A 24,722-nucleotide genomic window follows, 5' to 3' on the forward strand; every position below is an offset into this window, starting at 1 on the left:
CGGTGATGGCGGACGAGAGTGCCGAACGCATCGCGGAGTTCATCAAGCCGTTGCGGGTGAAACCGGGGGCGAAGGTGAACCTGGACCGGGACTTCGACCCTCGCTACAAGGCCGGCCTGAGGAAGAGGGATGCGGCCGAGCTTCTGCGGACCGGGGTGTCCCTGCTGGCCGAGTACCAGGAGCGGCTGGCCGCCCAGGACACGTACGGCGTACTGCTCTGTCTCCAGGCGCTCGACTCCGGAGGCAAGGACGGGACGATCCGCCACGTCATGAGCGGCGTCAATCCCCGGGGCGTGCGGGTCAGCAGCTTCAAGGTGCCCTCCGGCGAGGAACTCGACCACGACTACCTGTGGCGTTACGTCCGCCGGCTGCCCGAGCGCGGGGAGATCGCCATCTTCAACCGCTCGCACTACGAGGAGGTCCTCGTCGTACGGGTGCACCCCGAGAACCTCGTCCGGCAGAAGCTGCCGGACGACGCGCGCGGGCCGGACGTATGGGACCGGCGCTACCGGGAGATCAACAACTGGGAGCGCTATCTCACGGACAACGGGTTCAAGGTGGTGAAGATCTTCCTGAACCTGTCCAAGGAGGAGCAGCGCACCCGCTTCCTGAAGCGGATCGACCTGCCGGAGAAGAACTGGAAGTTCTCAGCGGCGGACGTCCGGGAGCGGCATCGGTGGGACGACTACCAGTACGCCTTCTCCGAGATGCTGTCGGCCACGAGCACGGAGTGGGCGCCGTGGTACGTCGTGCCGGCGGACCGGAAGTGGTTCGCGCGCATATGCGCGGCGGCGGTGCTGGCGCACACCCTGATGGACATCGATCCCCAGTACCCATCGGTGGGGGAACAGGCGCGGAAGGATCTGCTCGTCACCAAGCGGGAGCTGGAGGAGGAGGCCCCCGCTGGGGCCCCGGCCGATCCGTACGCCGCCCGGCACCCGGCCGCCGCTCAGGCCGCCAGCGGGAGAGACACGCCGACGGGAGGCAGGCGCACGTCCGGCACCGGGCGTCCGGCGAGGAAGAAGCACTGCTAGGACCCGGCGGATCGGTGGGGACCGGCCCGGATCGGAGGCTCGACCATGACGGTGCAGTCGCAGTCGGAACCCGAGGGAGAGCGGCCCACAGCTCCGGAGGACCGCTGGTACGCGCGTTCTCCCGAGCAGGTGGTGGCAGCGTTGGGCGTGGATCCGACGGTCGGTCTCTCCGCGGCACGGACCGCCGAACTCCAGGCTGCCCATGGCCCGAACGCACTGCCCGAGGAGAAGCGGACTCCTGCCTGGCGCCGGTTCCTCGATCAGTACCGCAGCTACATGCAGATCGTCCTCGTCGCCGCGGTGGTCGTCTCGCTCCTCATCAGGGAGTGGACCACCGCGACCCTGCTGTTCACGCTGACGCTGCTGAACGCGGTCGTGGGCCTGCGCCAGGAGGGCAAGGCCGAGAGCGCGATGAACGCCCTGAAGTCGATGATGAAGGCGACGGCGCGGGTGCGCAGGGGCGGGACGGAATCGGAGATCCCCGCCGAACAGCTCGTCGTCGGCGACATCGTGGTCATCGCCGCCGGGGACCAGGTGCCGGCGGACGGACGCATCATCGGGGCCAACGCCCTGCAGATCGACGAGTCGGCGCTCACCGGCGAGAGCGTGCCCGCGACGAAGAACGCCGGCACTCTGCCGGCCGGCCGACCCGCACCGGGTGACCAGGCCAACATGGCGTTCATGAACACCCCTGTCACCCACGGCAGCGGTGTAGTCGTCGTCACCGCGATCGGCGCCGACACCGAGCTCGGCAGGATCTCCGGCATGTTGTCGGCCACCGAGAAGGAGGAGCCGCCGCTCACCAGGGAACTCAACAACCTGACGTTGTGGATCACGGGGGCAGCGGCCCTGACCATGATCGTGATGTTCGCCTTGGGTCGCGAGCGGGGCCAGGCCTGGGACGTCTTGTTCGTCAGCGCCGTCTCGCTGGCCATCGCCGCCATCCCCGAGGCCCTGCCGACCGTGACCCAGGCGATCCTGTCCGTCGGCAGCCTCAACCTGGCGAGGCGGAACGCCATCGTGAAGGAACTGCCGTCGGTCGAGACCCTGGCGTTCACATCGGCGATCAATTCGGACAAGACCGGCACCCTGACGATGAACCAGATGACCGCTGTCGAAGTGGTGAGTCCCACCGATCGGTACACCGTCTCGGGTACGGGCTACGGGCTCGAGGGGAAGATCCACCATGCGGCGGGTTCCTCCGCAGGGATCGAGGACACGATCCTGCCGTACGTGGTGGCGGCCGACGCGAAGCTGGTGGACGGCGAGGTGGTGGGCGATCCCACCGAGGGCGCGCTGCTGGTGCTCGCACACAAGGCCGGGCTGGACATCGACGCCACCCGGGAGGGCCTCCCCCGGCTCGCCACGCTGCCTTTCGACCCGGACTACAAGCTGATGGCCACCTTCAACTCAGCCATCGACGCCTCCGGGCAGCAGGTGGTCCGCTGCTTCGTCAAAGGCGCGGCCCCGGCGGTGATGGCGCGGGCCGCCACCGCGCTCGCGGCGGGCGAGACCATCCCGTGGGACGCCGAACTGCTGCGGCGCGCAGACGCGCAGACGGAGCGTATGGGCGGCGAGGGGCGCCGGGTGATGGCCGCGGCCACCCGCGATCTGGACCCAGCCGGCTTCGATCCGGACGGAGACCTGCTCGCCTACGTCACCGATTTGCGGATGACCAGCCTCGTCGGCATGGTCGATCCGCCCCGAGAGGAGTCCAGGGCCGCCGTGGCCGGCGCCCAGGCGGCGCACATCCGGGTCCGCATGGTGACCGGGGACGACGTCACCACCGGGGCGGCGATCGCCAAGCAGCTCGGCATCCCCGGCGAGGCTGTCCTCGGCGCCGATTTCGCCGCCATGAGCAAGGACGAGCAGCTTGCCCGCATCGACGGCATCGGCGTGGTGGGGCGGGTCGCGCCGGAGCACAAGGTGCTGCTCGCCAACACGCTCAAGAGGCGGGGTGATGTCGTGGCGATGACCGGGGACGGCGTCAACGATGCACCCGCCATCAAGGCCGCCGACATCGGCATCGCCATGGGCAGCGGCACGGACGTGGCGAAGAGCGCCGGACGCATGATCCTCTCCGACGACAACTTCGCCACCATCGTCTACGCCGTGGAGCAGGGCCGGAAGATCTACGACAACCTCACCAAGTACATCCGGTTCGTACTGCTTCTGCTGGTCACGTTCGTGCTGACATTCCTCGGAGCGACCGTCTTCAACATCGCCTCCGGTGAACCCTTCACCCCTCCGCAGGTCCTCTGGATCCACTTCGTCGTCAACGCCTCCTTCGGCTTCGCACTCGGCTTCGACCAGGAGAGCCCCGGGCTCATGCGACGCAGACCGCGTCCGCGAGGAGAGTCGGTGCTCACACGGGCCGTGCTGGTCACGGTCGGGCTCGGCGGACTGGCGATCACCGTCGTCCTGCTCGGACTGATCAAGCTGGGTCAGGACCACTTCGGGAGCGTCGAGGTCGGTCAGTCGACCGCGTTCACTGCCTTCGCGCTCTGTCTGATCGTGGCCGCTTTCGAATGCCGCAACGAGACGGATTCGGCGCTGACGACGTCCACCTTCGACAGCAAGCAGATGAACTGGGTGGCGGTGGGACAGTTCGTGCTCGCGGCAGCGGTGACCCAGATGGACGGGTTCCGACGCATCCTCGGAACGACCGAGATCAACGCTCGCCAATTCGGCTGGGCGCTGCTGTCCGCCGTCGTGCTCCTGGTGGTGTGGGAACTGGGCAAGTTCCTCGCCCGCCGGTCGAGGGGCACAGGGTGAGCCGTCGCTCGGCCCTGCCTCATGCGCCGGGCCTCGCCGTTCTCAAGGAAGGCTGGCTGCGAGGACGGTGGGCTACTCAAGAAGGCCGGCCTCGCCAAGGCCCAAGGTCTACCGTCGCAGCAACCTGCGAATGGGCTTGGCCCGCGTATGGCCCGCACGTCCTGGTCAGCGCCCAGATCCGGGCGACACAGAGTGAGGCAGGTCATCTGGTTTCGATTCCACTCGAAAGATCGCCCACAAGCAACGAGAAGACCCCCGTTGACCTGCGTTTCCGCAGTTCAACGGGGGTCTTACATCGCGTGGCGGCGCCAGGATTCGAACCTGGGTAGGCTAAACGGACGGATTTACAGACTCCTGACGTTCGCGCACCTGCACCCGTCTGACCTGCGGCGGAGAGTGCAAAGCGCACGGTGCGCAGGTCGGCCGTCCACGTCTCGTCCAGATCTTGCTCAGGATGCATTGGAAGTCGCCTTCGGCGCCTGCGCCCCAAGGCTCGGCTTCGCCGACGCTGCAACACCCCGGGGTGTTGCAGCCCGCCTGTGCCCGGATACCCCGGACAGCCTCCCTTTGAGCTGTCCGGTCCGTGATCTGGATCTTGGTGTCGCCTGCCTTCTTCATGGCGCATGTCACGCGTTCAGCACGTGGCCTGTCATAGGGAGTGGGAGCAGGAAAGAGCCTGCCGATTCAAGGAGTGCAGTGATCACTAAGCCCGTTCTTGAGCCTGCGGCGCAGGAGCTCGCGGACGCGACGTCCTCCCCGCCGTTCCTGTATGAGCTCGGCCCTGAGCGTGCCCGGAAGGTCCAGGACGACCTGCATGCGGCGCCGATCGACAAGCCCGAGGTGGACGAGAAGTGGATCACGGTGCCCGCCGAGGTCGGCGATGTGCAGGCCCGCATCGTCAAGCCCGTCGGCGCCGAGGGCACACTGCCGGTCGTCCTGTACGTGCACGGCGGCGGCTGGGTCCTCGGCAACGCCGGCACCCATGACCGTCTGGTGCGCGAGCTGGCCGTCGGCGCGGACGCCGCCGTCGTGTTCGTCGAGTACGACCGCTCGCCGGAGGCCAGGTACCCGGTCGCCATCGAGCAGGCATACGCGACTGCTCGATGGATCACCGCGAAGGGCGCCGAGGAAGACCTGGACGCTTCACGTCTGGCGGTGGCCGGCGATGGCGTCGGCGGCAACATGACCGCGGCACTGACCATCATGGCCAAGCAGCGCGGCGACGTGACCTTCGTGCACCAGTCGCTGTACTACCCCGTCACGGACGCGGCCCAGGACACCGAGAGCTACCGGGAGTTCGCGGACGGGCCCTTCCTCACGGCGAAGGGCATGGCCTGGTTCTGGGACTGCTACACCACCGATCCCGCCCAGCGGGCGGAGACCACCGCCTCCCCGCTGCGGGCGAGCCTGGAGGAGCTGGAAGGACTGCCGCCCGCGCTCGTCATCGTCGACGAGGACAACGTGCTGCGCGACGAGGGCGAGGCCTACGCCCGCAAGCTCACCCAGGCCGGTGTTCCCACCACGAGCCTCCGCTACTACGGCATCCTGCACGACTCCATGGTGCTCGACCCCCTCCGGCCCACGCAGGCCATAACTGCCGTGATGGAGCAGGCCATTCACACCCTGCGCACCGTCCTTGGCAGCAACTGAGAGTACTGCGCTGCTCAGCCGCAGCACCTACTGCCGGGCCCTTTAAAGGACCAGCAGCACTGAACCTGTTCACCACCTCGGCGCTCGTGCGCGTGGACCTTACCGGCGAAGCACAGTGATCATCCGTTTCCTCCACTGTTCATCGATCCCACAGACGCGATGAGCACTGTGGGCGAGCCGATCAGCACGGTCGCTCGGCACCCTGCCACCCGCGCACGGGACCGTCGAGCCCGATCGATTCACCGAGCCCGTCCTCGGCCGTAGCCCGCCCCTGGCAAGCCCCGGGCATGTCCCCGCTTGCCGCCCACGGTCTGCCTCTCCATGACTTGCGTCAGCATCCTGCCGCAATGCGGCCATGTCCATCTGTCCGGACATGGCTGAAACCTCTGCCTCGAAAGGGCTTTTCATGTCTCGTCATTCGCGTTATCGGCGCGCCCGCACTCCTCTCGTCCTCGTGGCCACGGCGGCTGTCGCCGCCGGCGTTTTCGCTGCGTCGGTCGGTCCGGCGAGCGCCACCAAGACCACTCCCGTCCAGAAGCCGCAGGAGCCCAAGCCGACCGTCGTGCTCGTCCACGGCGCGTTCGCCGACTCCTCCAGCTGGAACGGCGTCATCAAGCGGCTGAAGGAGGACGGCTACCCGGTGGTGGCCGCGGCCAACCCGTTGCGGGGTGTGAGCGTCGACGCCGCCTCCGTCAAGTCCGTGCTGGCCAGCATCGACGGTCCGGTGGTTCTTGTCGGGCACTCCTACGGCGGAATGGTGATCAGCAACGCCGCCCACGGCTCCGACAACGTCAAGGCGCTGGTGTACGTCAACGCCCTCCTCCCCGACAAGGGCGAGAGCGCCAACGAGCTGGCGAGCAAGTTCGAGGGCAGCGTCATCGGCGACATTCTGCGTCCCGTCCCGATCACCAACCCCGACGGCTCCAAGGACGTCGACCTCTACATCGACCAGTCCAAGTTCCACCAGGCGTTCGCTGCGGATGTCCCCGCGCACACCGCCGGCCTGATGGCGGTCACCCAGCGTCCCGGGACCGGCACTGCCCTTAACGAGCCTTCTGGCGAGCCTGCCTGGAAGACCATCCCTTCCTGGGGCCTGGTGGGCACCAATGACCAGATCATCCCCCGGGAGCTTCAGGTCTACATGGCCAAGCGCGCCAACGCCCACATCGAGGAGGTCCAGTCCTCCCACGCTGTGAGCGTGTCCCACCCGGACGCCGTCACCCGCATCGTCGAGAAGGCGGCGCGGACGGTCCGCTGACCGGCACACCGAGCAGGGCGGGGTGGCAAAGGCGCCACCCCGCCCGTTCGTCCCTCGCCCTGGTGAAGGACACCAAGGGCATGGCCGAGCACAAGGCCGTACGGCGAGCGCTCTACACCTGGGGCTTCAACGTGAACCGCTGGAAGGAGAAGCCGCCGGCCGACGTGGCCGCCATGCTCACGTGGATCGAGCGGAAGTCGGTCCCCCGCCGTCGCGGATCGGATGCTCCTACGGAAGGCCCTGGACGCCTGCGCGCGACGACTGGACGGAAAGACGTCGTCGGGGGCCGTCATCGCCCGGAAGCGGGCCATCTTCCATCAGGCCCTCGGCTTTGCGGTGGACGCCGAGTTGCTGACCGAGAACCCGCTCCCGGCCGTCCGCTGGAAGGCCCCGGAGAAAGTGGAGGAGGAGGTGGACCCCGAGGCCGTCCCGGACCCGGAACAGGCAACCGAGCTCTTCGCTGCCGTGCGAAAGCAGGGTGCCCGCGGGCGGCACCTGGAGGCGTTCTTCGGGTGCATCTACTACTCCGCTGCCCGCCCCGGTGAGCTGGTCGGGCTCCGGCTCCGGGACTGCGACCTCCCGCGCCAGGGCTGGGGCCTCATCCGGCTCCGGGAAAGCCGGGCCCGCTCCGGCTCCTCCTGGACGGACACGGGTGAGGCCCACGACCGGCGCGGGCTCAAGCACCGCACCCGGAAGACCGTCCGCTACGTGCCGATCCCACCCGACCTTGTGGCCATGCTCCGGTGGCACGTCACTCTGTACGGCACTGAGGACGACGGCCGACTGTTCCGGACCGCTCGCGGAGGCATGGTCCAGGAGAGCGGGTACGCAGAGGTGGGCGCGGGCCCGGGAGGATGTCCTCTCGCCCGCTGAACAGGAGACGAAGCTCGCCAAGCGCCCGTATGACCTTCGCCATGCGGCCGTCTCCACCTGGCTCAGTTCAGGAGTCGAGCCACAGCTCGTCGCCCAGCGAGCCGGGCACAGCACGGCCGTCCTCTCCCGGGTGTACGCAAAGTTCCTGAAGGGTGGTGACGACGCGGCCAACGCCAAGATCTCCGCCCGCCTCAATCAGCGCCGAGCGGTCTCGTCCACAGCCTGAAACGCCCATCGGCCTGTCTACGCAGGTGGCGCCCGGAAATCTCGTCCACGTGTCGTCCAGGGACGCTGGTAGAGAGCGGGATTCAGTGAGACAGGGCGAGACAGTCATGCCTTGAGCGCAGGCATAGCAGAACGGCCCCTGATCCACGTTTCCGCAGATCAAGGGCCGTTTTCATCGCGTGGCGGCGCCAGGATTCGAACCTGGGTAGGCTAAGCCGACGGATTTACAGTCCGCTCCCATTGGCCACTCGGGCACACCGCCATGGGATCGATGCCAAAGCGCCCGCTTTTCGGCGGTGCTCCCTGGCAACGACGTAAACGATACCCGATGCCCAGGGGTGCTTCGCCACCCGATTGATCAGCGCCTCGGCGGGGTGCGGATGGCTAGGCTTGCCACAGCGGCCCGGGAGTGCGGCCGCCTGTCCATGCACCCGATTCGCCCCCGACTTCAAGGAGCCACAGCACATGGCCGACTCCAGTTTCGACATCGTCTCGAAGGTCGAGCGGCAGGAGGTCGACAACGCCCTCAACCAGGCCGCCAAGGAGATCTCGCAGCGCTACGACTTCAAGAACGTCGGCGCCTCGATCTCGTGGTCCGGCGAGAAGATCCTGATGCAGGCGAACTCCGAGGAGCGCGTCAACGCCATCCTCGACGTCTTCCAGTCCAAGCTGATCAAGCGTGGCATCTCGCTGAAGGCGCTGGACGCGGGCGAGCCGCAGCTCTCCGGCAAGGAGTACAAGATCTTCGCATCGATCGAGGAAGGCATCTCCCAGGACAACGCCAAGAAGGTCGCGAAGATCATCCGCGATGAGGGCCCCAAGGGCGTCAAGGCGCAGGTGCAGGGTGACGAGCTGCGGGTCAGCTCGAAGAGCCGTGACGACCTGCAGGCCGTGATCGCACTGCTGAAGGGCAGGGACTTCGACTTCGCGCTGCAGTTCGTGAACTATCGCTGAATCGATCGGCGGGCGGTTTCCCGGCACTCGGGGGCGGACGTGGCCAGGGCCGCGCCGCCCCCGCCGCATGCGATGTCCGAATACCGCCAGCTCGGGCGGGGTCGCGGGAGCAGACTCGTCACGTGAGGCGCTGCACAGTACGAGGTGAGGAAGAGGGCAGGGCCATGACGGTGTACGCGACGGTCGACAGTCCGCTGGGTGAGCTGCTGCTGGTCGGCGAGGAGTCCGCCACCGCCCCGGGCGGTACCGCGCTGGCGTCGCTCTCCGTGCCGGGGCAGAAGGGCGCGGCGGTCGTCCAGGAGGACTGGCGACAGGACGCGCGGGCGTTCGAGGAGATCGCCGGGCAGTTGCGGGCGTACTTCGCGGGGGAGATGACGCGCTTCTCGATCGAGTACGCCGAAAGGGGCTGCGGGAGCACCGAGTTCCAGCGGCGCGTCTGGCAGGCGCTGGAGGAGATCCCGTACGGGGAGACGGTGACGTACGGACAGATCGCCGGGCGGATCGGTTCCACGGGCGCCGGTGTGCGGGCGGTCGGGACCGCGATCGGGCGGAACCCGCTGCTCGTCGTGCGGCCGTGCCATCGGGTGATCGGCGCCGACGGCGCGCTGCGCGGCTACGCCGGCGGACTGGAGCGCAAGGAGCGGCTGCTCGGTCTGGAAGGCGCGCTGGTGTCGTGACTGACGGGCTCTTCCCGAAGGAGCGGGCGGAGGTGGCGCCCGGGGCGGTGCATGTCCCCGGGTGGCTGACGCTCGCGCGCCAGCGCGAACTCGTCGACGCCTGCCGGAAGTGGGCGCGCGGGCCGGTGCCCATCCGGCACACCAGGCTGCCACGTGGCGGGGTGATGTCGGTGCAGACGGTGTGCGTGGGCTGGCACTGGCAGCCCTACCGGTACACGCGCACCGCCGATGACGTGAACGGTGCGCGCGTCGCCGAGTTCCCGGACTGGCTGATCCGGCTGGGGCGTGAGGCGCTCGTCGCGGCGTACGGGGACGACGCGGTGACCGGCGGGGCCGGGGGCACGGCGGGCAAGCCGTACACACCGGACACCGCACTGATCAATTTCTACGACGGCGACGCGAAGATGGGCATGCACCAGGACAAGGACGAGCGGTCGAGTGCCCCGGTGGTGTCACTGAGCATCGGTGACACATGCGTCTTCCGCTTCGGGAACACGGAGAACCGGGGGCGGCCCTCCACGGATGTCGAGCTGTTCTCCGGGGACCTCTTCGTCTTCGGCGGGGCGTCCCGCTTCGCGTACCACGGCGTGCCGAAGGTGTACCCGGGCACGGCCGACCCTGCGCTGGGCCTGGCCGGCCGACTGAACATCACCCTGCGCGAGACCGGGCTCCGGGGCTGATCGAAGCGGGCACGGCGGCCTAACGCGAGCGCGAGTGGCCGAAGAGGATCCGGTACGCGATCAGGAGGACGAGTGCGCCGCCGATGGCCGACACCCACGTGGCACCGTCGTAGAACTCCTTGGTGATCGGCCGGTCCAGCCAGCGGGACGATATCCAGCCGCCGATGAACGCACCGGCGACGCCGATCAGCGTCGTGCCGATCAGACCGCCGGGGTCGCGGCCGGGAAGAAGAATCTTGGCTATCGCCCCGGCGAGCAGCCCGAGGATGATCCAGCTGATGATGCCCATGGCCGTGACCTGCCTTTCTTCGTACGCATTCTTCGTTCGACGTTGCTGTCGGAGACGACCGGCGTGCGGGGCGCGGTTGCGCTCGTCAGTAGGGTGCGGCTTGTGACAAGGGAGCTGCGGCGGTCGCTCGGCATGTTCGACGCCGTCATCATCGGGCTGGGCTCGATGGTGGGAGCGGGCGTTTTCGTGGCGTTGGCGCCTGCGGCCGGAGCGGCCGGCTCCGGTCCGCTGCTGCTTGCGGGTCTGGGGCTGGCCGCGGTGGTGGCGTACTGCAACGCGATGGCGTCGGCACGGCTCGCGGCCCGTTACCCCGAGTCGGGCGGGACCTATGTGTACGGGCGGGAAAGGCTCGGCCCGTTCTGGGGCTGTCTGGCGGGCTGGGGCTTCGTCGTCGGCAAGACCGCATCGTGCGCGGCGATGGCGCTGACCGTCGGCGCATATGTCTGGCCGGGGCAGGCGCATGCGATTGCGGTCGCCGCGGTGGTGGCACTGACTGCCGTGAATTGTGCGGGCGTTCAGAAGTCGGCGTGGCTGACCCGCGCGATCGTGGCGGTCGTGCTCGCGGTCCTGGCTGCGGTGGTCGTCTCCTCTCTCGTGTCGTCGTCGGCGGATCTGACGCGGCTGGAAGCGGGCGGCACCGGCAGCGGGGCGGGTGGCGTACTGCAGGCGGCCGGGCTGCTGTTCTTCGCGTTCGCCGGGTACGCACGGATCGCCACGCTCGGCGAAGAGGTCCGGGATCCTGCCCGGACGATCCCGCGGGCGATTCCGCTGGCACTCGGGATCGCGCTGGTCGTCTACGCATGTATCGCGGTGGCGGTCCTTTCCGTGCTGGGGACGGACGAGCTGGGTCGGGCGACGGCTCCCCTCGCAGATGCCGTGCGGGCGGCCGGGGCGGAGTGGCTGACCCCGGTGGTGCGGGCCGGCGCGGCGGTGGCCGCGCTCGGTTCACTGCTGGCGCTGATCCTCGGTGTCTCACGCACGACGCTCGCGATGGCCCGCGACGGCCACCTCCCGCGCACGCTTGCGGTGGTCCACCCCCGCTTCCAGGTGCCGCACCACGCGGAACTGGCGGTGGGCGCGGTGGTGGCCGTGGTCGCGGCAACGGCCGATGTGCGGGGCGCGATCGGCTTCTCGTCGTTCGGCGTGCTCGTGTACTACGCCATTGCCAACGCCTCGGCCTGGACGCTCGGTTCCGGGTGGCGAGTTCTCGCCGGATGCGGGCTCGCGGGGTGCCTGGCGCTGGCGTTCGCCCTGCCGCTGTCCTCCGTGGTGTCGGGCGCGGCGGTGCTGGCGGTGGGCGCGGCGACGTACGCGGTACGGGCGCGGATGCGGGCACGAGCCGGCCGCTGACTGCGGCTACGGCTACGGCTACGGCTACGGCTCATATTCGGGCGCGGGCCGCGAAGTCCGGCCAGGAAGGCATGTCGTCGTCGCCGATCCCGTCCTCGTCCGCGTACCAGCCGGTGCCGTCGAGCCATGTCCGGAGCCACGTCTCGAGACTCGGTGCGTCCACGTACCGGGCGTGGTCCGTCTCGTCCGCGTCCGGCTCGTAGAGCAGCACCGGGGCGTCCTCCACGCGGCAGTCGACGCAGGCGAGCATCGCGCAACCCCAGCCGGATACGGGCAGCACGTCTTCGGGCCAGGGCCAGACGGGATCCTTGCGGCCCGCGTCACGGCCGGCGCGGTACTTCACGACGGCGGTATCAAGGGTCAGGAGTCCGTATGCCGGGCCGATTCCACCGTCAGCGATCCGCGTGTCGAGCGCGGTGAGCAGCGGCGGCAGCGCGAAACCGAGCGCGGCCTCGGCGCGGGCGACGGCGTCCGCGCTCGCCGGCGCCGAGAGGGAAGTCCGGCCCCAGGGCAGGGCCTTGGGCGTCTCGGCCGCAACGCGGTCCAGCAACTGCTCGATCTCGGCCATGCGTTCATGGTGGACCACGGCACCGACAATCCGACCCGGGGCGTCATTCGCAATCGGCCTTGATGCCCTTCCCGTCGAGGAAGTCGAGGATCTCCTCGAAGACGGACGGGCCGCTGAGCAGCGAAGCGCGGACAGTCGGCGAGCGCGCCGAGGCGCCGCCCGAGATGCGTACCCGGTCCGTCCCCGGCAGGCCGAGATCGGAGGCCGCCCGTCGACCGGTCACCATCCCCGTCGGGCACAGGCCCGTCGGCGGGCACGCCCTCGACCGCCGCCCTCGGCGATCACGGACTCGCCCTCGTCGTCGACCACATACCGGGGCGCATCCGGCCCTTCATCACCGCGTCGCGAACGGCTCGTCCGTCGGGACGATCTCCTTGCCCAGTGGCAGCAGCGACACCGGGATCAGCTTGAAGTTCGCGATCCCCAGCGGAATGCCGATGATCGTGATGCACAGCGCGATGCCCGTGAAGATGTGACCGAGCGCCAGCCACCAGCCGGCGAGGACCAGCCACAGCACATTGCCGACGCAGGACGGCGCGCCCGCGTCCCTCCGGTCGACCACCGTGTAGCCGAAGGGCCAGAGCGCGTAGACGCCGATGCGGAACGCTGCCAGCCCGAAGGGGATCCCGATGATCGTGATGCACAGCAGCACACCGGCCAGCAGGTAGCCGAGGAACATCCAGAAGCCGCACAGGATGAGCCATATGACGTTCAGGATGGTTCTCATGATCGGCGACCTGCCATCTGCTCGAGTCGGGCGATGCGCTCCGCCATCGGCGGGTGTGTGGAGAACAACTTGGAGACGCCCTGGCCCGGACGGAACGGATTGGCGATCATCATATGACTCGCGGTCTCGATCCGCGGCTCGGGCGGCAGGGGGAGTTGCTTCGTGCCCGCCTCGAGCTTGCGCAGGGCGCTGGCGAGGGCGAGCGGGTCGCCGGTGAGCTGGGCGCCGGACGCATCCGCCTCGTACTCGCGGGAGCGACTGATGGCGAGCTGGATCACGGAGGCCGCGAGCGGGCCGAGGATCATGATCAGGAGCATGCCGAGCAGGCCGGGGCCCTCATCGTCGTTGGAGCGGCCGATCGGGATCAGCCAGGCGAAGTTGACCAGGAACATGATCACGGAGGCGAGGGCTCCGGCGACCGACGAGATGAGGATGTCCCGGTTGTAGACATGGCTCAGCTCATGGCCGATGACGCCGCGCAGCTCTCGCTCGTCGAGTATCCGTAGGATGCCTTCGGTGCAGCAGACCGCTGCGTTGCGCGGATTGCGGCCCGTGGCAAAGGCGTTGGGCGCCTGGGTCGGCGAGATGTACAGCCGGGGCATCGGCTGGCGGGCCTGGGTGGAGAGCTCCCTGACCATCCGGTAGAGGGCCGGCGCCTCGAACTCACTGACAGGGCGGGCGCGCATGGCGCGCAGGGCCAGCTTGTCGCTGTTCCAGTACGCGTAGGCATTCGTCCCGAGAGCCACGACGACAGCGACGATCAGGCCCATACGGCCGAAGAGACTGCCGATGACGATGATGAGGGCGGACATTCCGCCGAGGAGAACGGCGGTCCTCAGCCCGTTGTGCCGGCGGTGCACGGTACGCCCTCCAAGTGGTGCGGCAGGGGAACCCTCTGCTGGTCGTGGTCCGCTCTCCAGTGGACCCTCCCGTACTGGTCAACGCCAGGCGAGAGCCGCGGGTTCCCCTGCCCCTCCAGGTGGAGGGCTGGGCCGTTCGGGTGATGCGGGCCGTCAGCGCTGGGCGGGCAGCAGCCCGGCCTTCTCCAGGGCTTCGGCGACCGGCTCGACCTCACTGGTGCAGTGGGCACAGCGGCTGGCGATCGCGGGGATCTCGGTGTAGCAGCGGGGGCAGTCCCGCACGGCCGCCTTGACGCTGACCGGCTCCTCCTTGGTGAAGCGGTTCTGCACCTTCATCATCGGGACGACGACGCAGAAGTAGAGGACCGCGGCGGTGATCAGGAAGGCGAGCAGGGCGCTCACGAACAGCCCGTAGGGGAACTCCACGCCCTGGACGATGAACACGGCCTCGCTGAAGTCGCCGGTACCGCGGGTGGCGAGGCCGATCAGCGGGGTGATGAAGGCGTTGCTGAACCCGGTGACGACTGCGGTGAAGGCGGCCCCGATGGCGAGACCGATCGCCATCGAGATCACGTTTCCGCGGAGAATGAAGTCCTTGAACCCGCTGAGCACGGCCGGCTCTCCCTGTGTTGTTCTGCTGGTGTCCAGATGCGCTGAACACCGTGCCCGGCACGGCCGCCCTTTGTCGAACCGCGAGGTCAGCAGGCGTTTGGACCAGATCAGAAGAGGCTGACCGCCGCGAAGCGCAGCACCAGCTGGGGCCATCCGGACAGCACGATGCCCGCCACGGCGGTGATCGCGATCGTCGCGGTGACCAGGACGGGCGCCCTGTGCCGCTCCGGCGCGCCTTCCGCTGCCTTCTCGGACACGCCCTCGGGCGCCCGGAAGAGGACCGCCGTCCACTGCAGGTAGTAGTAGAGCGCGATCACGACGTTGGCGCTCATGACGACCGCGAGCCATCCCAGGCCCGCGTCGACGGCTGCGGAGAAGACGGTGACCTTCGCGAAGAGCCCGATGATGCCGGGCGGCAGGCCGGCCAGGCAGAGCAGGAAGAAGCCCATCGCCAGGGCGGTCACCGGACGCGTGGCGTAGAGGCCGCGGTAGTCGGCGATCCGGTTCAGCGGCTTCGTACGGGCGACGAGGGCGACGACGGCGAAGGCACCGAGGTTGACGATGGCGTACATCAGCGCGTACGCGACCGTGGAGCCGATCTGGTCGTCGCTGGAGTACGCGGCGGCCGCGATCGGCACCAGGATGTAGCCCGCCTGCGCGACCGACGACCAGGCGAGCAGCCTGACCGCGCTGTGTGCGCGCGTGGCCGACTGGCGTACAGCCGCCACATTGCCCGCGGTCATCGTGAGAGCCGCGAGTACGGCCATGGCCGGGCCCCACACATCCGCGTACATGGGGAAGGCGATGACGGTCACCAGGATGAGCCCGGAGAATCCGACCGCCTTGCCGACGACGGAGAGGTACGCGGCAACGGGCAGCGGCGCGCCCACATACGTGTCGGGCACCCAGAAGTGGAAGGGAACGGCGGCCGTCTTGAAGGCGAAGCCGACGAGGGTGAGCGCAACGCCCGCCTGGGCGAGGGTCTCCAGCTGACCCGGGACGTCGTCCAGGCGCGTCGCGATCTGGGTGAGATGCAGGGTGCCGGTCGACGCGTAGACGAAGCTGACGCCGAGGAGCGTCACGGCGGTGGCAGTCACCGAGGAGAGGAAGAACTTGAGCGCGGACTCGCTGGACATCCGGTCGCCGCGCCGCAGGCCCACCAGGGCGAACGCGGGCAGCGAGGCCACTTCGAGGGCGACGACGAGGGTGGCCAGGTCCCTCGAGGCGGGCAGCAGAGCGGCCCCGGCGGCCGAGGACAGCAGCAGGAACCAGTACTCGCCCGCCGGCAGCCGGTCCTTCGTCTCCGTGACCGAGAGCAGCGCCGTGAGCAGCGCGCCGCCGAGCACCAGGAACTGGATCACCAGCGCGAAGTGGTCCGCCGTGTAGCTGCAGACGTCCGGGGCCGTGGTGAGACAGAAGGTGGAACGGTCCCCCTTGCGCAGGGGGGCGAGGGACAGCACCGCTACGGCGAGACCGGCGATGGCCGCACAGCCGAGGAGCGGCTTGCTCCGCTCCGGTACGAAGAGGTCGGCGACCAGGATGAGCATGCCGACCACCGCGGTGATGGTGGGCGGGGCGATCGCCAGCCAGTCGACGGACTGGACGACGGGCGCGGACAGGCTCTGGGTGGCGGCGGTGGCCAGCGGGGTCATGCCTTTCCTCCTGCGAGGAGCTTCTGCACGGCCGGGTCGGTGAGGCCGAGGAGGACCGCGGGCCACAGTCCGGCGAGGACGGTGAGGGCGACGAGCGGCGTCCAGGCGGCGAACTCGTACCCCTTGACATCGGCGATCTTCACCTCGTCGGCCGGCCTCTCACCGCCCATGCAGACACGGCGGACGACGACGAGGAGGTACGCGGCCGTCAGCAGGGTGCCGAGGCCGCCGATCGCCATGAAGGTGAGGAAGGCGGGCCGGTTGAGGCCGTCGGCGGGGGCGAAGGCACCGAACAGGGCGAGCATCTCCCCCCAGAATCCGGCGAGACCGGGCAGGCCGAGCGAGGCGACCGCGGCGAATGCGAGCAGTCCGCCGAAGCGCGGGGCGCGGCCGTACAGCGCGGCGCCGGTCTGCTGGGCGAGGGCGTCGAGGTCCGTGGTCCCGGTGCGGTCCTTGAGTGCTCCGACCAGGAAGAAGAGGAGGCCGGTGATGAGGCCGTGCCCGATGTTGGCGAACAGCGCGCCGTTGACGCCGGTGGGGGTCATGGTCGCGATGCCGAGGAGAACGAAGCCCATGTGGCCGACGGAGGAGTACGCGATCAGGCGCTTGAGGTCGCCCTTCGAGCCCGGTCTGGCGAGGGCGAGGCAGGCGAGCGATCCGTAGATGATCCCGGCGACGGCGAAGGCCCCGAGATACGGGGCGAAGACCTGCATGCCGTCGGGCGCGATCGGCAGGACGATCCGGACGAAGCCGTACGTACCCATCTTCAGCAGGACGCCGGCGAGGAGCACCGAGCCGACCGTCGGGGCGGCGGTGTGCGCGTCCGGGAGCCAGCTGTGCAGGGGCCACATCGGGGTCTTGACGGCGAGGCCGATCCCGATCGCGAGAACGGCGATGACCTGCACGGACAGGCTCAGACCCCGGCCGTTGTCAGTGGCGAGTGCCACCATGTCGAAGGTGCCGGCCTTGACTCCGACGAGGAGCAGGCCGAGCAGCATGACGACCGAGCCGAGCAGTGTGTAGAGGATGAATTTCCAGGCCGCGGGGCGGCGGCCCTCGCCGCCCCAACGGGCGATGAGGAAGTACATCGGGATGAGGACCATCTCGAAGGCCAGGAAGAAGAGCAGCAGGTCGAGGACGGCGAAGGTGGCGAGGGTGCCGGACTCGAGGACGAGCAGCAGGGCGACGAAGGCCTTCGGGGACGGGCCCGCGGGCATCTTGTAGTAGCTGTACAGCGCGCAGAGGAAGGTCAGCAGCGCGGTCAGGACCAGGAGGGGGAGGGAAATGCCGTCGGTGCCGAGGTGGATCCGCACGTCCAGGGCCGGGATCCAGCTGATGTCCGTCGTGGCCTGCATCTTCGACGGCTGGTCGTGGTCGAAGCCGAGCGTGAGGACGATCGCGGCGGCGAGGACCACGCCGGTGACGGTCACTCCGTGGCGGAGCACGGCCTGGTCCGGGGACTTCCCCTTCAGCCCGGGCGGGGCGGGCAGGAGAGCCGCGACGGCGCCGATGAGCGGGCCGACGACAATGAACGCGAGAAGGAACTGCATCACGGATTCGCTGATATCGATCACGGCTCACACTCCGGCGGCAACGAGTACGGCGGCGATCGCCAGGACGACGGAGCCGGCGAGCAGGGCGCTCAGGTAGGTCTGCACATTGCCGGTCTGGGCCCGGCGTACCAGCCATCCCAGCCAGTTGGTGCCGGTCCCCGCGCCGCGTACGTACGTGTCGACGACCTCGCGGTCCAGGAAACGGACCAGCTCGGCGCCGGCCTGGACGGGGCGGACGAAGAGGGTGCGGTAGACGGCGTCGAGGTGGAAGCCGGCCGCTGCGGGACGGTGCAGCGGGCCGAGCAGCAGCCGGCCCGGGTCGGCGGGGTCGGCCAAGGGGTGCGGCATGTGCAGGGCCTCCGCCTCGACCAGGCCGGGCTCGGCCTCGGGGTGGGCGACGAGCTGGGGCTGTTCCACGGCGGGCGCGCCGGCCCGGGCACGGGCGGCGAGGGCCGTGGTGTGCCGCCAGGTGCCGTACGTGATCAGTCCGCCGACGAGGGCGACGCCCGTGCCGAGGACGGCGGTGGTGAGCGTCGGGCTGAGGGCGCGACCGTCGAACCAGTCGTCGAGGTAGGCCGCGGTGAGGCCGAAGCCGAGCGACGGAACGGCGAGCACCCAGAGCACCCCGGTCATGGCGAGCGGCTGCCTGCCGTGGTCGGGGGCCTCGGCGCCGTGGCCACGGAACGCGAGCAGCCACAGGCGGGTCGCATAGGCAGCGGTGAGGAGGGCGGTCAGCAGTCCCGCGACCAGAACGGTCCAGCCCGCGCTCGCCGGGGCGAAGGCGGACTCGCCGAGCGCGGTGTGCTCGGCGGCCACGAGCACGGCCTCCTTGGAGAAGAAGCCGGCGAAGGGAGGGATGGCGGCGAGCGCAAGCAGGGCGATGGTCATCGTCCAGTACGCGTCGGGGATCCGCCTGGCCAGTCCGCTCATGCGGGACATGGCGGACAGCGAGTTGGTGCCCGCGGCGTGGATGATCACGCCGGCGGCGAGGAAGAGCAGCGCCTTGAACGCGCCGTGCGCGAGGAGGTGGAAGACGGCGGCGCCACGGTCACCGACGGCCAGGGCCCCTGACATGTAGCCGAGCTGGCCGATGGTCGAGTAGGCGAGGACGCGCTTGATGTCGTCCTGGGCGAGGGCGGCGAGCGCCGAGCCGACCATGGTGACGGCGGCCATCACGGCGAGCACGACCAGAGCGGCCGCGGACGCGGCGAAGACGGGCAGGAGCCGGGCCACGAAGTACACACCGGCGGCGACCATCGTCGCGGCGTGGATCAGCGCGGAGACCGGAGTGGGGCCCGCCATGGCGTCGGGAAGCCAGGTGTGCAGCGGGAACTGCGCGGACTTGCCCGCGACGCCCGCGAGCAGCAGCAGCGCGATGAGCGTGGGGTGGTCGACGGCGCCCGCGGCGACGGCGCCGAGGATTCCGGTGATGCGGAACGTACCGGCGTCCACGGCGAGCGCGAAGAGACCGAAGAGGAAGGGGACGTCGCCGAGCTTGGTGACCAGGAAGGCCTTCAGGGAGGCGGCGCGCGCCTCGGGCGTCTCCCAGTAGTGGCCGACCAGGAAGTACGAGCAGATGCCCATGATCTCCCAGCCGACCAGCAGCACCATCAGGTCGCCGGAGTAGACGACGAGCAGCATCGCGGAGGTGAAGAGGGAGACGAGAGCCGCGTACGAGGGGTAGCGCGGGTCGTCGCGCAGATACGCCGTGGAGTAGATCTGCACGCAGGACGCGACGACCCCGACGAGGACGGCGACCAGCACCGCGAAGCCGTCCAGGTACAGGGCGAGGTCGATGGGGACCGAGCCGGTGGGGGTGAGTTGTGTGGAGGCGACGATCGGCTTCCCGCCGCCCTGGCGCACGGCGACGACGGCCGCGAGCACGGCGGCGGCCAGCGTCGGCAGGACGGCCAGGGGGCGTACGAAGCCGGGCGCGGCACGGCCGGTGAGCAGGCCGGCGGCGGCGCCGAGGAACGGAAGGAGGGGGACGAGTACGGCGAGGGTCGTCGTGGTCACGCGGTGGCCTCAGCCTTCTCTGCCGGGGCGGGCTCGTCCGCCTCCTCGGCGCCGATGGCGCCCTCGGCGGTGTCACGGAGCTTGTCGATGTCCGAGGTGCCGCGGTTGCGGTAGACCATCAGGACGATCGCCAGGCCGATGCCGATCTCCGCGGCGGCGATGGCGATGGTGAAAAGAGTCAGGGCCTGGCCCGTGTGCAGGGTGTCGCGGAGCCAGACGTCGAAGGCGACCAGGTTGAGGTTGACCGCGTTGAGCATCAGCTCGACGGACATGAGGACCAGGATCGCGTTGCGGCGGGCGAGCACTCCGTACAGCCCGGTGCAGAAGAGCAGGACGGAGAGCACGGCGGGATAGGCGAGGTGCATCAGTGCTCTTCCTTACCGCTCTTGCGGGACAGGACGATCGCGCCGACGAGAGCGGCCAGGAGAAGGACGGAGAGCGCCTCGAACGGCAGCACCCAGTGCCGGAACAGCATCTCGCCGGACACCCGGGTGGAGCCCTGCACGGGGCCGTCGAGGTCGATCCATGTGGCGCGGAAGGCGTCGACGACCACCCAGACCAGGGCGGCCGCGGCGGACACGGCCACGGCCAGGGCCGCGGGGCGGTTGCCCGAGTCGGCGTCCGGGGAGCGGCCGATGGGGGCCTTGGTCAGCATCAGCCCGAAGAGAAGGAGGACGACGACGGAGCCGACGTAGATCAGCACCTGGACCCAGGCGATGAACTCGGCGGTCAGGAGCAGGTACTCGACGGCGAGGCCGCCCAGCGCCACCACCAGCCAGAGTGCGGCGTGCACCAGCTGCCTGGTCGTGACCGTGACGACGGCGGCGGCCAGGGTGGCGATGCCGACGAGGACGAAGGCGATCTCGACACCGGTCGGGGAGAGGAAGCCGCTCGCTGCGGCTGCGAGGCTCACGACGTTCCCTCCCGGGTCTTCTCGGCAGCGGCGGTCGGCTCGTCGGCGGCCTGCTCTTCGGCAGCGAGCTTCTCGGCCGCGAGCTTCTCGGCGGCCAGCTTCTCGGCGGCCTTGCGGGCGGCGGCGAGCTCCTTGGGGTCCTCCGCGGCCGGGTCGAGAGCGGGCGGCTCCGGGACCGTCCACATCCACTCGCGGAGCTTGTCCCGCTCATGGGTCAGTTCGCGGATGTCCGTCTCTGCGTACTCGAACTCCGGCGACCAGAACAGAGCGTCGAAAGGACACACCTCGATGCAGATACCGCAGTACATGCAGAGCGAGAAGTCGATCGCGAAGCGGTCGAGGACATTGCGGCTGCGCTCACGGCCACCGGGAGCGGCCGCAGGGACCGTCTCCTTGTGGGAGTCGATGTAGATGCACCAGTCGGGGCACTCACGGGCGCAGAGCATGCAGACCGTGCAGTTCTCCTCGAACAGGCCGATCACACCGCGCGTGCGCGGCGGGAGCTCGGGCTGGACGTCCGGGTACTGCGCGGTGTGGGACTTCCGCGTCATCGTGCGGAGCGTGACGGCAAGGCCCTTGGCCAGGCCGGATCCGGGGATCGGCATTACTGGATCACCACCTTCACGACGCCGGTGAGGGCGATCTGGGCAAGGGCGAGCGGGACGAACGTCGTCCAGGCGAGCTTCTGCAGCTGGTCCTCGCGCAGCCGCGGATAGGTCACGCGCAGCCAGATCACGATGAAGGCGAGCACGGCCGTCTTGAGCAGGGTCCAGACCCAGCCGAGGCCCTCGGCCCCGAACGGGCCGTGCCAGCCCCCGAGGAAAAGGACGGTGGTGAGACCGCAGAGCACGACGATGCCCGCGTACTCGGCAAGCATGAAGAGCGCGAAACGAAGTCCGGTGTACTCGGTGTACGCGCCGAAGATGATCTCGGAGTCGGCGACCGGCATGTCGAAGGGGGGACGCTGCAGCTCGGCGAGGCCGGCGACGAAGAAGACGACGGCGCCGACGATCTGCCAGGGCAGCCACCACCACTCGAAGGCGTTCAGGATGCCCGGGAGCGAGACGGTGCCGGCTGCCATCGCGACGGACGCGGCGGCGAGCAGCATCGGTAGCTCGTACGCGAGGAGCTGAGCGGCGGTGCGAAGGCCGCCGAGGAGGGAGAACTTGTTGGCAGAGGCCCAGCCCGCCATGAGCGAGCCGAGCACGCCGACGCCCATGACGGCGAGCACGAAGAAGATGCCCGCGTCGACGATCATTCCGACCGCGCCCTCGCTCGGGCCGATCGGGATCGCGACGAGGACAAGAAGATAGGGGAGAAGCGCGACGGCGGGCGCGAGCTGGAAGATGCGGCGGTCGGCGTTGGCCGGGACCACGTCCTCCTTCTGCGCGAACTTCACGCCGTCGGCGACGAGCTGGGCCCAGCCGTGGAAGCCGCCGGCGTACATCGGGCCGAGGCGGCCCTGCATATGGGCCATCACCTTGTGCTCGGTCTGCCCGACGACGAGGGGCAGGACGAGGAACACCGCGAAGATGACGACCAGCCGCAGGGCTACGTCGAGAGCGTCGTTCACGCGGGGTCGCCTCCTTCGGAGTCGGCCGGCTCGTTGTCGGGTCCTTCGTCGGACCTGGTCGCCGGGCGTGCGGTCGGTGTGGTGCCGGACTCGGGCTGCGCTTCAGACGCGGGCGTCGGGTCGGGCTTCGCTTCCCGCTCGGGCAGGGCCTTGGGCGCGGGCGTCGGGTCGGGCTGCGCTTCAGGGTCGGGCTTCGCTTCCCGCTCGGGCAGGGCCTTGGGCGCGGGCGTCGGGTCGGGCTTCCCTTCCGGCTCGGGCTCCGGCTTCGCTTCCCGCTCGGGCAGGGCCTTGAGCGCGGGCTCGGTCTGAGTCCTTGACTCGGGCTCCGGCTTCCCTTCCGGCTCGGGCTCCGGCTTCGCTTCCGGCTCGGGCTTCGCCTGGGCCTCGGGCGCGGGCTCGGTCTGAGTCCTTGGCTCGGGCGCCGGCTCGGGTTTCGGCTGAGCCTGCGGCTCGGCCTCGGGCGCAGGTCTGGCCTCGGCGTCCTCGAACGCGGGGCGGGCGTGATGCCAGGGGGCGTCGGCACTGCGAGGGCGTGCGGCCGGGGCCGCGGCCGGCGATGCGGCGTCGGTCTTCGCCTCGCGCTGCGTCGCCGAGCCTTCGCTCGCACTGCGTGCGCGCCGGGCGGGGCGCGCCGCGGGCGTCGTCTCCTCCCCCGGCGCCGCCGGCTCGGTGGCCGCAGGGCGCCGGCTCGCGGAGCCCTCCGCCACACTGCGGGCGCGGCGGGCCGGGGCCGCAGGGGCCTCCGGCGTCTCCGGCGTCTCCGGGGCCTGACTCGCGGAGCCTTCCGTCACACTGCGGGCGCGGCGCGCGGGCCGTTCGCCTGCTGCGCGAGGGGTGCGGGCCGGACGGGCCGGGGCAGGGGGGAGCTGTCCTTTGAGCGGACCCCACTCGTTCGGGTCGGGGACGCCGGGCGGGAGCATCTGACGGCGCTTCGGGCCGCCGTGCTCGGACTCCCCCGGCTCCTTCGCGCCGGGCCAGGCCTTGGCGACGCGGGCCGCAAGGACGAAGTCCTTGCGCAGCGGGTGTCCTTCGAAGCCCTCCGGGAGGAGCAGCGGCACGAGATGCGGGTGGTCGGTGAAGGAGACGCCGAACATCTCGTACGTCTCCCGCTCGTGCCAGGCCGCGCCCGCGTAGACGCCGATGGCCGTCGGGAGGGCCGGGGCGTCGTGCGGGACGGTCGTGCGGAGCAGAAGACGGCGAACCGTGCGCCCCTCCGGGCCGGACTCGCCCGACCCGAGCGCGACGACGTGCGCGCAGACACGAAAACCCGTGCCCGGCTCGTCGACGGCGCTCAGCCAGTCGAAGTAGGTGCAGCCGAGCTCGTCGCGGGCCGTGCGCAGCGCGTCGAGCCAGCCGGCGGCGGGCACGTCCACGGTCAGCACGTCGTACGCCGCCTCGGCGGTGGCGTCCGGTCCGAAGCGCTCGGCGACGTCGGTGTCGAAGGCGCTCACGAGGCGGCTCCCGGGGAGGCCTCGGGGGCGGGAGGCGGGGTGACCAGGCCGCTGCGGAGTTCGCTCACGGAGGCACGGCCCGGGGCGGAGCCGTAGCGCTCGCCCAGCGACTCGCGCGCGATCTTCTCCTGGAGCTTGAGAATGCCCTGGAGCAGCGCTTCGGGCCGCGGCGGGCAGCCCGGGACGTACACGTCGACGGGGATGATCTGGTCGACGCCCTTGGTCACGGAGTAGGAGTCCCAGTAGGGCCCGCCGCAGTTCGAACAGGCGCCGAAGGAGATGACGTACTTCGGCTCGGGCATCTGTTCGTACAGCCTCTTCACCGCCGGTGCCATCTTGTCGGTCACGGTGCCCGAGACGACCATCAGATCGGCCTGGCGCGGCCCCGGCGCGAAGGGGATCACGCCGAGCCGGATGAAGTCGTGCCGGGACATCGACGCGGCGATGAACTCGATCGCGCAGCAGGCGAGCCCGAAGTTGAAGACCCAGAGGCTGTAGCGGCGGCCCCAGTTCAGGACCACCTTCATCGGCTCGGGAGCGAGCCGGGCGAGGGCGCCCAGCCGCTTCGGCTCCGGAAGCAGCACGGGCTCAGGGGTCTGCGGGGTCACGTCCATGCCAGGACGCCCTTCTTCCATGCGTAGAGCAGTCCCACGGCCAGGAAGCCGAGGAAGATGAACATCTCCACGAGCGTCGTCGCCCCGTATCCGGCCGCGGCGAAGACCGTCGCCCACGGGAAAAGGAAGATCGAGTCGACGGCGAAGATCACGTAGAGGAATGCGTAGACGTAGTAGCGGACCTGGGTGTGGGCCCAGCCCTCGCCCACGGGGTCGACTCCGCATTCGTACGTGAGCAGCTTCTCGGGGGTCGGTACGACCGGCCGCAGCAGGCGGCTCGCGCCGAAGGCCACCGTGACGAAGAGGACTCCGATGACGGCGAGCAGCCCGACGACCGAGTAGCTCTGGAAGTAGTCGGCCGCGAGTACGGTCGGTTCGGTGGGTTCCGGCACGTCCGTCCCTCGCTCCCTGCCCCGAT

25 protein-coding genes and 1 tRNA gene are annotated in these 24,722 nt (G+C 69.7%); 9 read left to right on the forward strand and 17 right to left on the reverse strand.

The genetic code is table 11. The features are described 5' to 3' along the window. The first annotated feature begins 5 nt into the window (after positions 1 to 5). From ABT078_RS12330 to ABT078_RS12350, 5 genes are all read left to right on the forward strand, one after another. Positions 6 to 1,034, forward strand: a complete 1,029-nt coding sequence (locus tag ABT078_RS12330; RefSeq protein ID WP_351226634.1) for a polyphosphate kinase 2 family protein — start codon at positions 6 to 8, stop codon at positions 1,032 to 1,034. 45 nt (positions 1,035 to 1,079) lie between these two features. Further along, on the forward strand, positions 1,080 to 3,809 hold the full coding sequence (locus ABT078_RS12335; protein ID WP_351226636.1) for a cation-translocating P-type ATPase: 2,730 nt from the start codon (positions 1,080 to 1,082) through the stop codon (positions 3,807 to 3,809). A gap of 699 nt (positions 3,810 to 4,508) precedes the next feature. Further along, on the forward strand, positions 4,509 to 5,459 hold the full coding sequence (locus tag ABT078_RS12340) for an alpha/beta hydrolase (RefSeq protein WP_351226811.1): 951 nt from the start codon (positions 4,509 to 4,511) through the stop codon (positions 5,457 to 5,459). 406 nt (positions 5,460 to 5,865) lie between these two features. After that, the gene (locus ABT078_RS12345; protein ID WP_351226638.1) at positions 5,866 to 6,717 is read left to right on the forward strand and encodes an alpha/beta fold hydrolase; all 852 of its coding nucleotides are present in this window, start codon (positions 5,866 to 5,868) and stop codon (positions 6,715 to 6,717) included. A gap of 222 nt (positions 6,718 to 6,939) precedes the next feature. Then, positions 6,940 to 7,590, forward strand: a complete 651-nt coding sequence (locus ABT078_RS12350) for a tyrosine-type recombinase/integrase (protein ID WP_351226640.1) — start codon at positions 6,940 to 6,942, stop codon at positions 7,588 to 7,590. Between the two features lie 405 nt (positions 7,591 to 7,995). On the opposite strand, the gene ABT078_RS12355 is transcribed toward ABT078_RS12350, so the two are convergent. After that, positions 7,996 to 8,077 (reverse strand) — tRNA-Tyr (locus ABT078_RS12355). Positions 8,078 to 8,280: 203 nt separating this feature from the next. Here ABT078_RS12355 and ABT078_RS12360 point away from each other — a divergent pair. The 3 genes from ABT078_RS12360 to ABT078_RS12370 all read left to right on the forward strand — a co-directional run bounded on the left by ABT078_RS12360 (position 8,281) and on the right by ABT078_RS12370 (position 10,126). Further along, entirely contained in the window at positions 8,281 to 8,769 is a 489-nt protein-coding gene (locus ABT078_RS12360; protein WP_351226642.1) for a YajQ family cyclic di-GMP-binding protein, read from the forward strand. A gap of 164 nt (positions 8,770 to 8,933) precedes the next feature. Then, positions 8,934 to 9,446 (forward strand): methylated-DNA--[protein]-cysteine S-methyltransferase, encoded by a 513-nt coding sequence (locus ABT078_RS12365; protein ID WP_351226813.1) that lies wholly within the window; start codon positions 8,934 to 8,936, stop codon positions 9,444 to 9,446. Beyond that, a complete protein-coding gene (locus ABT078_RS12370; protein WP_351226644.1) occupies positions 9,443 to 10,126 on the forward strand; it encodes an alpha-ketoglutarate-dependent dioxygenase AlkB family protein in 684 nt (227 codons plus the stop codon). Before ABT078_RS12365 ends, ABT078_RS12370 begins: the two co-directional genes overlap by 4 nt. Positions 10,127 to 10,145: 19 nt before the next feature. Here ABT078_RS12370 and ABT078_RS12375 read toward each other — a convergent pair whose 3' ends face one another. Then, the gene (locus tag ABT078_RS12375; RefSeq protein WP_351226646.1) at positions 10,146 to 10,415 is read right to left on the reverse strand and encodes a GlsB/YeaQ/YmgE family stress response membrane protein; all 270 of its coding nucleotides are present in this window, start codon (positions 10,413 to 10,415) and stop codon (positions 10,146 to 10,148) included. Between the two features lie 132 nt (positions 10,416 to 10,547). On the opposite strand from ABT078_RS12375, the gene ABT078_RS12380 reads away from it, so the two are divergent. Then, positions 10,548 to 11,765, forward strand: a complete 1,218-nt coding sequence (locus ABT078_RS12380; protein ID WP_351226815.1) for an APC family permease — start codon at positions 10,548 to 10,550, stop codon at positions 11,763 to 11,765. A gap of 31 nt (positions 11,766 to 11,796) precedes the next feature. On the opposite strand, the gene ABT078_RS12385 is transcribed toward ABT078_RS12380, so the two are convergent. From ABT078_RS12385 to ABT078_RS12455, 15 genes are all read right to left on the reverse strand, one after another. Continuing rightward, positions 11,797 to 12,333, reverse strand: a complete 537-nt coding sequence (locus ABT078_RS12385) for an SMI1/KNR4 family protein (protein WP_351226648.1) — start codon at positions 12,331 to 12,333, stop codon at positions 11,797 to 11,799. Positions 12,334 to 12,376: 43 nt separating this feature from the next. Next, a complete protein-coding gene (locus tag ABT078_RS12390; protein WP_351226650.1) occupies positions 12,377 to 12,559 on the reverse strand; it encodes a hypothetical protein in 183 nt (60 codons plus the stop codon). 108 nt (positions 12,560 to 12,667) lie between these two features. Then, positions 12,668 to 13,060: a YccF domain-containing protein gene (locus tag ABT078_RS12395; RefSeq protein WP_351226652.1), complete on the reverse strand. Its 393-nt coding sequence runs from the start codon at positions 13,058 to 13,060 to the stop codon at positions 12,668 to 12,670. Next, complete coding sequence (gene htpX, locus ABT078_RS12400) at positions 13,057 to 13,920, reverse strand: zinc metalloprotease HtpX (protein ID WP_351226654.1); 864 nt, start codon at positions 13,918 to 13,920, stop codon at positions 13,057 to 13,059. Before htpX ends, ABT078_RS12395 begins: the two co-directional genes overlap by 4 nt. A 153-nt stretch (positions 13,921 to 14,073) precedes the next feature. Continuing rightward, a complete protein-coding gene (mscL, locus tag ABT078_RS12405) occupies positions 14,074 to 14,532 on the reverse strand; it encodes a large conductance mechanosensitive channel protein MscL (protein WP_351226656.1) in 459 nt (152 codons plus the stop codon). Positions 14,533 to 14,639: 107 nt separating this feature from the next. After that, positions 14,640 to 16,184 (reverse strand): NADH-quinone oxidoreductase subunit N, encoded by a 1,545-nt coding sequence (locus ABT078_RS12410; protein WP_351226658.1) that lies wholly within the window; start codon positions 16,182 to 16,184, stop codon positions 14,640 to 14,642. After that, complete coding sequence (locus ABT078_RS12415; RefSeq protein WP_351226660.1) at positions 16,181 to 17,758, reverse strand: NADH-quinone oxidoreductase subunit M; 1,578 nt, start codon at positions 17,756 to 17,758, stop codon at positions 16,181 to 16,183. Before ABT078_RS12415 ends, ABT078_RS12410 begins: the two co-directional genes overlap by 4 nt. A 3-nt stretch (positions 17,759 to 17,761) precedes the next feature. Next, positions 17,762 to 19,753: an NADH-quinone oxidoreductase subunit 5 family protein gene (locus ABT078_RS12420; protein ID WP_351226662.1), complete on the reverse strand. Its 1,992-nt coding sequence runs from the start codon at positions 19,751 to 19,753 to the stop codon at positions 17,762 to 17,764. Beyond that, on the reverse strand, positions 19,750 to 20,118 hold the full coding sequence (gene nuoK / locus ABT078_RS12425) for an NADH-quinone oxidoreductase subunit NuoK (RefSeq protein WP_351226664.1): 369 nt from the start codon (positions 20,116 to 20,118) through the stop codon (positions 19,750 to 19,752). Before nuoK ends, ABT078_RS12420 begins: the two co-directional genes overlap by 4 nt. Beyond that, complete coding sequence (locus ABT078_RS12430; protein ID WP_351226666.1) at positions 20,118 to 20,666, reverse strand: NADH-quinone oxidoreductase subunit J family protein; 549 nt, start codon at positions 20,664 to 20,666, stop codon at positions 20,118 to 20,120. Before ABT078_RS12430 ends, nuoK begins: the two co-directional genes overlap by 1 nt. Further along, positions 20,663 to 21,271, reverse strand: a complete 609-nt coding sequence (locus ABT078_RS12435) for a NuoI/complex I 23 kDa subunit family protein (RefSeq protein WP_351226668.1) — start codon at positions 21,269 to 21,271, stop codon at positions 20,663 to 20,665. The genes ABT078_RS12430 and ABT078_RS12435 overlap by 4 nt, the downstream gene beginning before the upstream one ends. Further along, complete coding sequence (locus ABT078_RS12440) at positions 21,271 to 22,239, reverse strand: complex I subunit 1/NuoH family protein (RefSeq protein WP_351226670.1); 969 nt, start codon at positions 22,237 to 22,239, stop codon at positions 21,271 to 21,273. The genes ABT078_RS12435 and ABT078_RS12440 overlap by 1 nt, the downstream gene beginning before the upstream one ends. Further along, complete coding sequence (locus ABT078_RS12445; protein ID WP_351226672.1) at positions 22,236 to 23,690, reverse strand: NADH-quinone oxidoreductase subunit C; 1,455 nt, start codon at positions 23,688 to 23,690, stop codon at positions 22,236 to 22,238. Before ABT078_RS12445 ends, ABT078_RS12440 begins: the two co-directional genes overlap by 4 nt. Next, complete coding sequence (locus tag ABT078_RS12450; protein WP_351226674.1) at positions 23,687 to 24,304, reverse strand: NADH-quinone oxidoreductase subunit B; 618 nt, start codon at positions 24,302 to 24,304, stop codon at positions 23,687 to 23,689. The genes ABT078_RS12445 and ABT078_RS12450 overlap by 4 nt, the downstream gene beginning before the upstream one ends. Further along, positions 24,295 to 24,696 (reverse strand): NADH-quinone oxidoreductase subunit A, encoded by a 402-nt coding sequence (locus ABT078_RS12455; RefSeq protein WP_351226676.1) that lies wholly within the window; start codon positions 24,694 to 24,696, stop codon positions 24,295 to 24,297. Before ABT078_RS12455 ends, ABT078_RS12450 begins: the two co-directional genes overlap by 10 nt. Positions 24,697 to 24,722: the final 26 nt, after the last annotated feature.

The organism is Streptomyces sp. NPDC002133 (genome assembly GCF_040296405.1).
Classification (GTDB): domain Bacteria; phylum Actinomycetota; class Actinomycetes; order Streptomycetales; family Streptomycetaceae; genus Streptomyces.

Excerpts from the sequence above, each read along its gene's own strand:
- ABT078_RS12330 (WP_351226634.1), top strand. The coding sequence starts at position 6 with ATGGCGGACGAGAGTGCCGAACGCATCGCGGAGTTCATCAAGCCGTTG.
- ABT078_RS12335 (WP_351226636.1), top strand. The coding sequence starts at position 1,080 with ATGACGGTGCAGTCGCAGTCGGAACCCGAGGGAGAGCGGCCCACAGCT.
- ABT078_RS12345 (WP_351226638.1), top strand. The coding sequence starts at position 5,866 with ATGTCTCGTCATTCGCGTTATCGGCGCGCCCGCACTCCTCTCGTCCTC.
- ABT078_RS12350 (WP_351226640.1), top strand. The coding sequence starts at position 6,940 with ATGCTCCTACGGAAGGCCCTGGACGCCTGCGCGCGACGACTGGACGGA.
- ABT078_RS12360 (WP_351226642.1), top strand. The coding sequence starts at position 8,281 with ATGGCCGACTCCAGTTTCGACATCGTCTCGAAGGTCGAGCGGCAGGAG.
- ABT078_RS12365 (WP_351226813.1), top strand. The coding sequence starts at position 8,934 with ATGACGGTGTACGCGACGGTCGACAGTCCGCTGGGTGAGCTGCTGCTG.
- ABT078_RS12375 (WP_351226646.1), bottom strand. The coding sequence starts at position 10,415 with ATGGGCATCATCAGCTGGATCATCCTCGGGCTGCTCGCCGGGGCGATA.
- ABT078_RS12380 (WP_351226815.1), top strand. The coding sequence starts at position 10,548 with ATGTTCGACGCCGTCATCATCGGGCTGGGCTCGATGGTGGGAGCGGGC.
- ABT078_RS12385 (WP_351226648.1), bottom strand. The coding sequence starts at position 12,333 with ATGGCCGAGATCGAGCAGTTGCTGGACCGCGTTGCGGCCGAGACGCCC.
- ABT078_RS12390 (WP_351226650.1), bottom strand. The coding sequence starts at position 12,559 with ATGGTGACCGGTCGACGGGCGGCCTCCGATCTCGGCCTGCCGGGGACG.
- ABT078_RS12395 (WP_351226652.1), bottom strand. The coding sequence starts at position 13,060 with ATGAGAACCATCCTGAACGTCATATGGCTCATCCTGTGCGGCTTCTGG.
- ABT078_RS12410 (WP_351226658.1), bottom strand. The coding sequence starts at position 16,184 with ATGACCCCGCTGGCCACCGCCGCCACCCAGAGCCTGTCCGCGCCCGTC.
- nuoK (WP_351226664.1), bottom strand. The coding sequence starts at position 20,118 with ATGCACCTCGCCTATCCCGCCGTGCTCTCCGTCCTGCTCTTCTGCACC.
- ABT078_RS12435 (WP_351226668.1), bottom strand. The coding sequence starts at position 21,271 with ATGCCGATCCCCGGATCCGGCCTGGCCAAGGGCCTTGCCGTCACGCTC.
- ABT078_RS12450 (WP_351226674.1), bottom strand. The coding sequence starts at position 24,304 with ATGGACGTGACCCCGCAGACCCCTGAGCCCGTGCTGCTTCCGGAGCCG.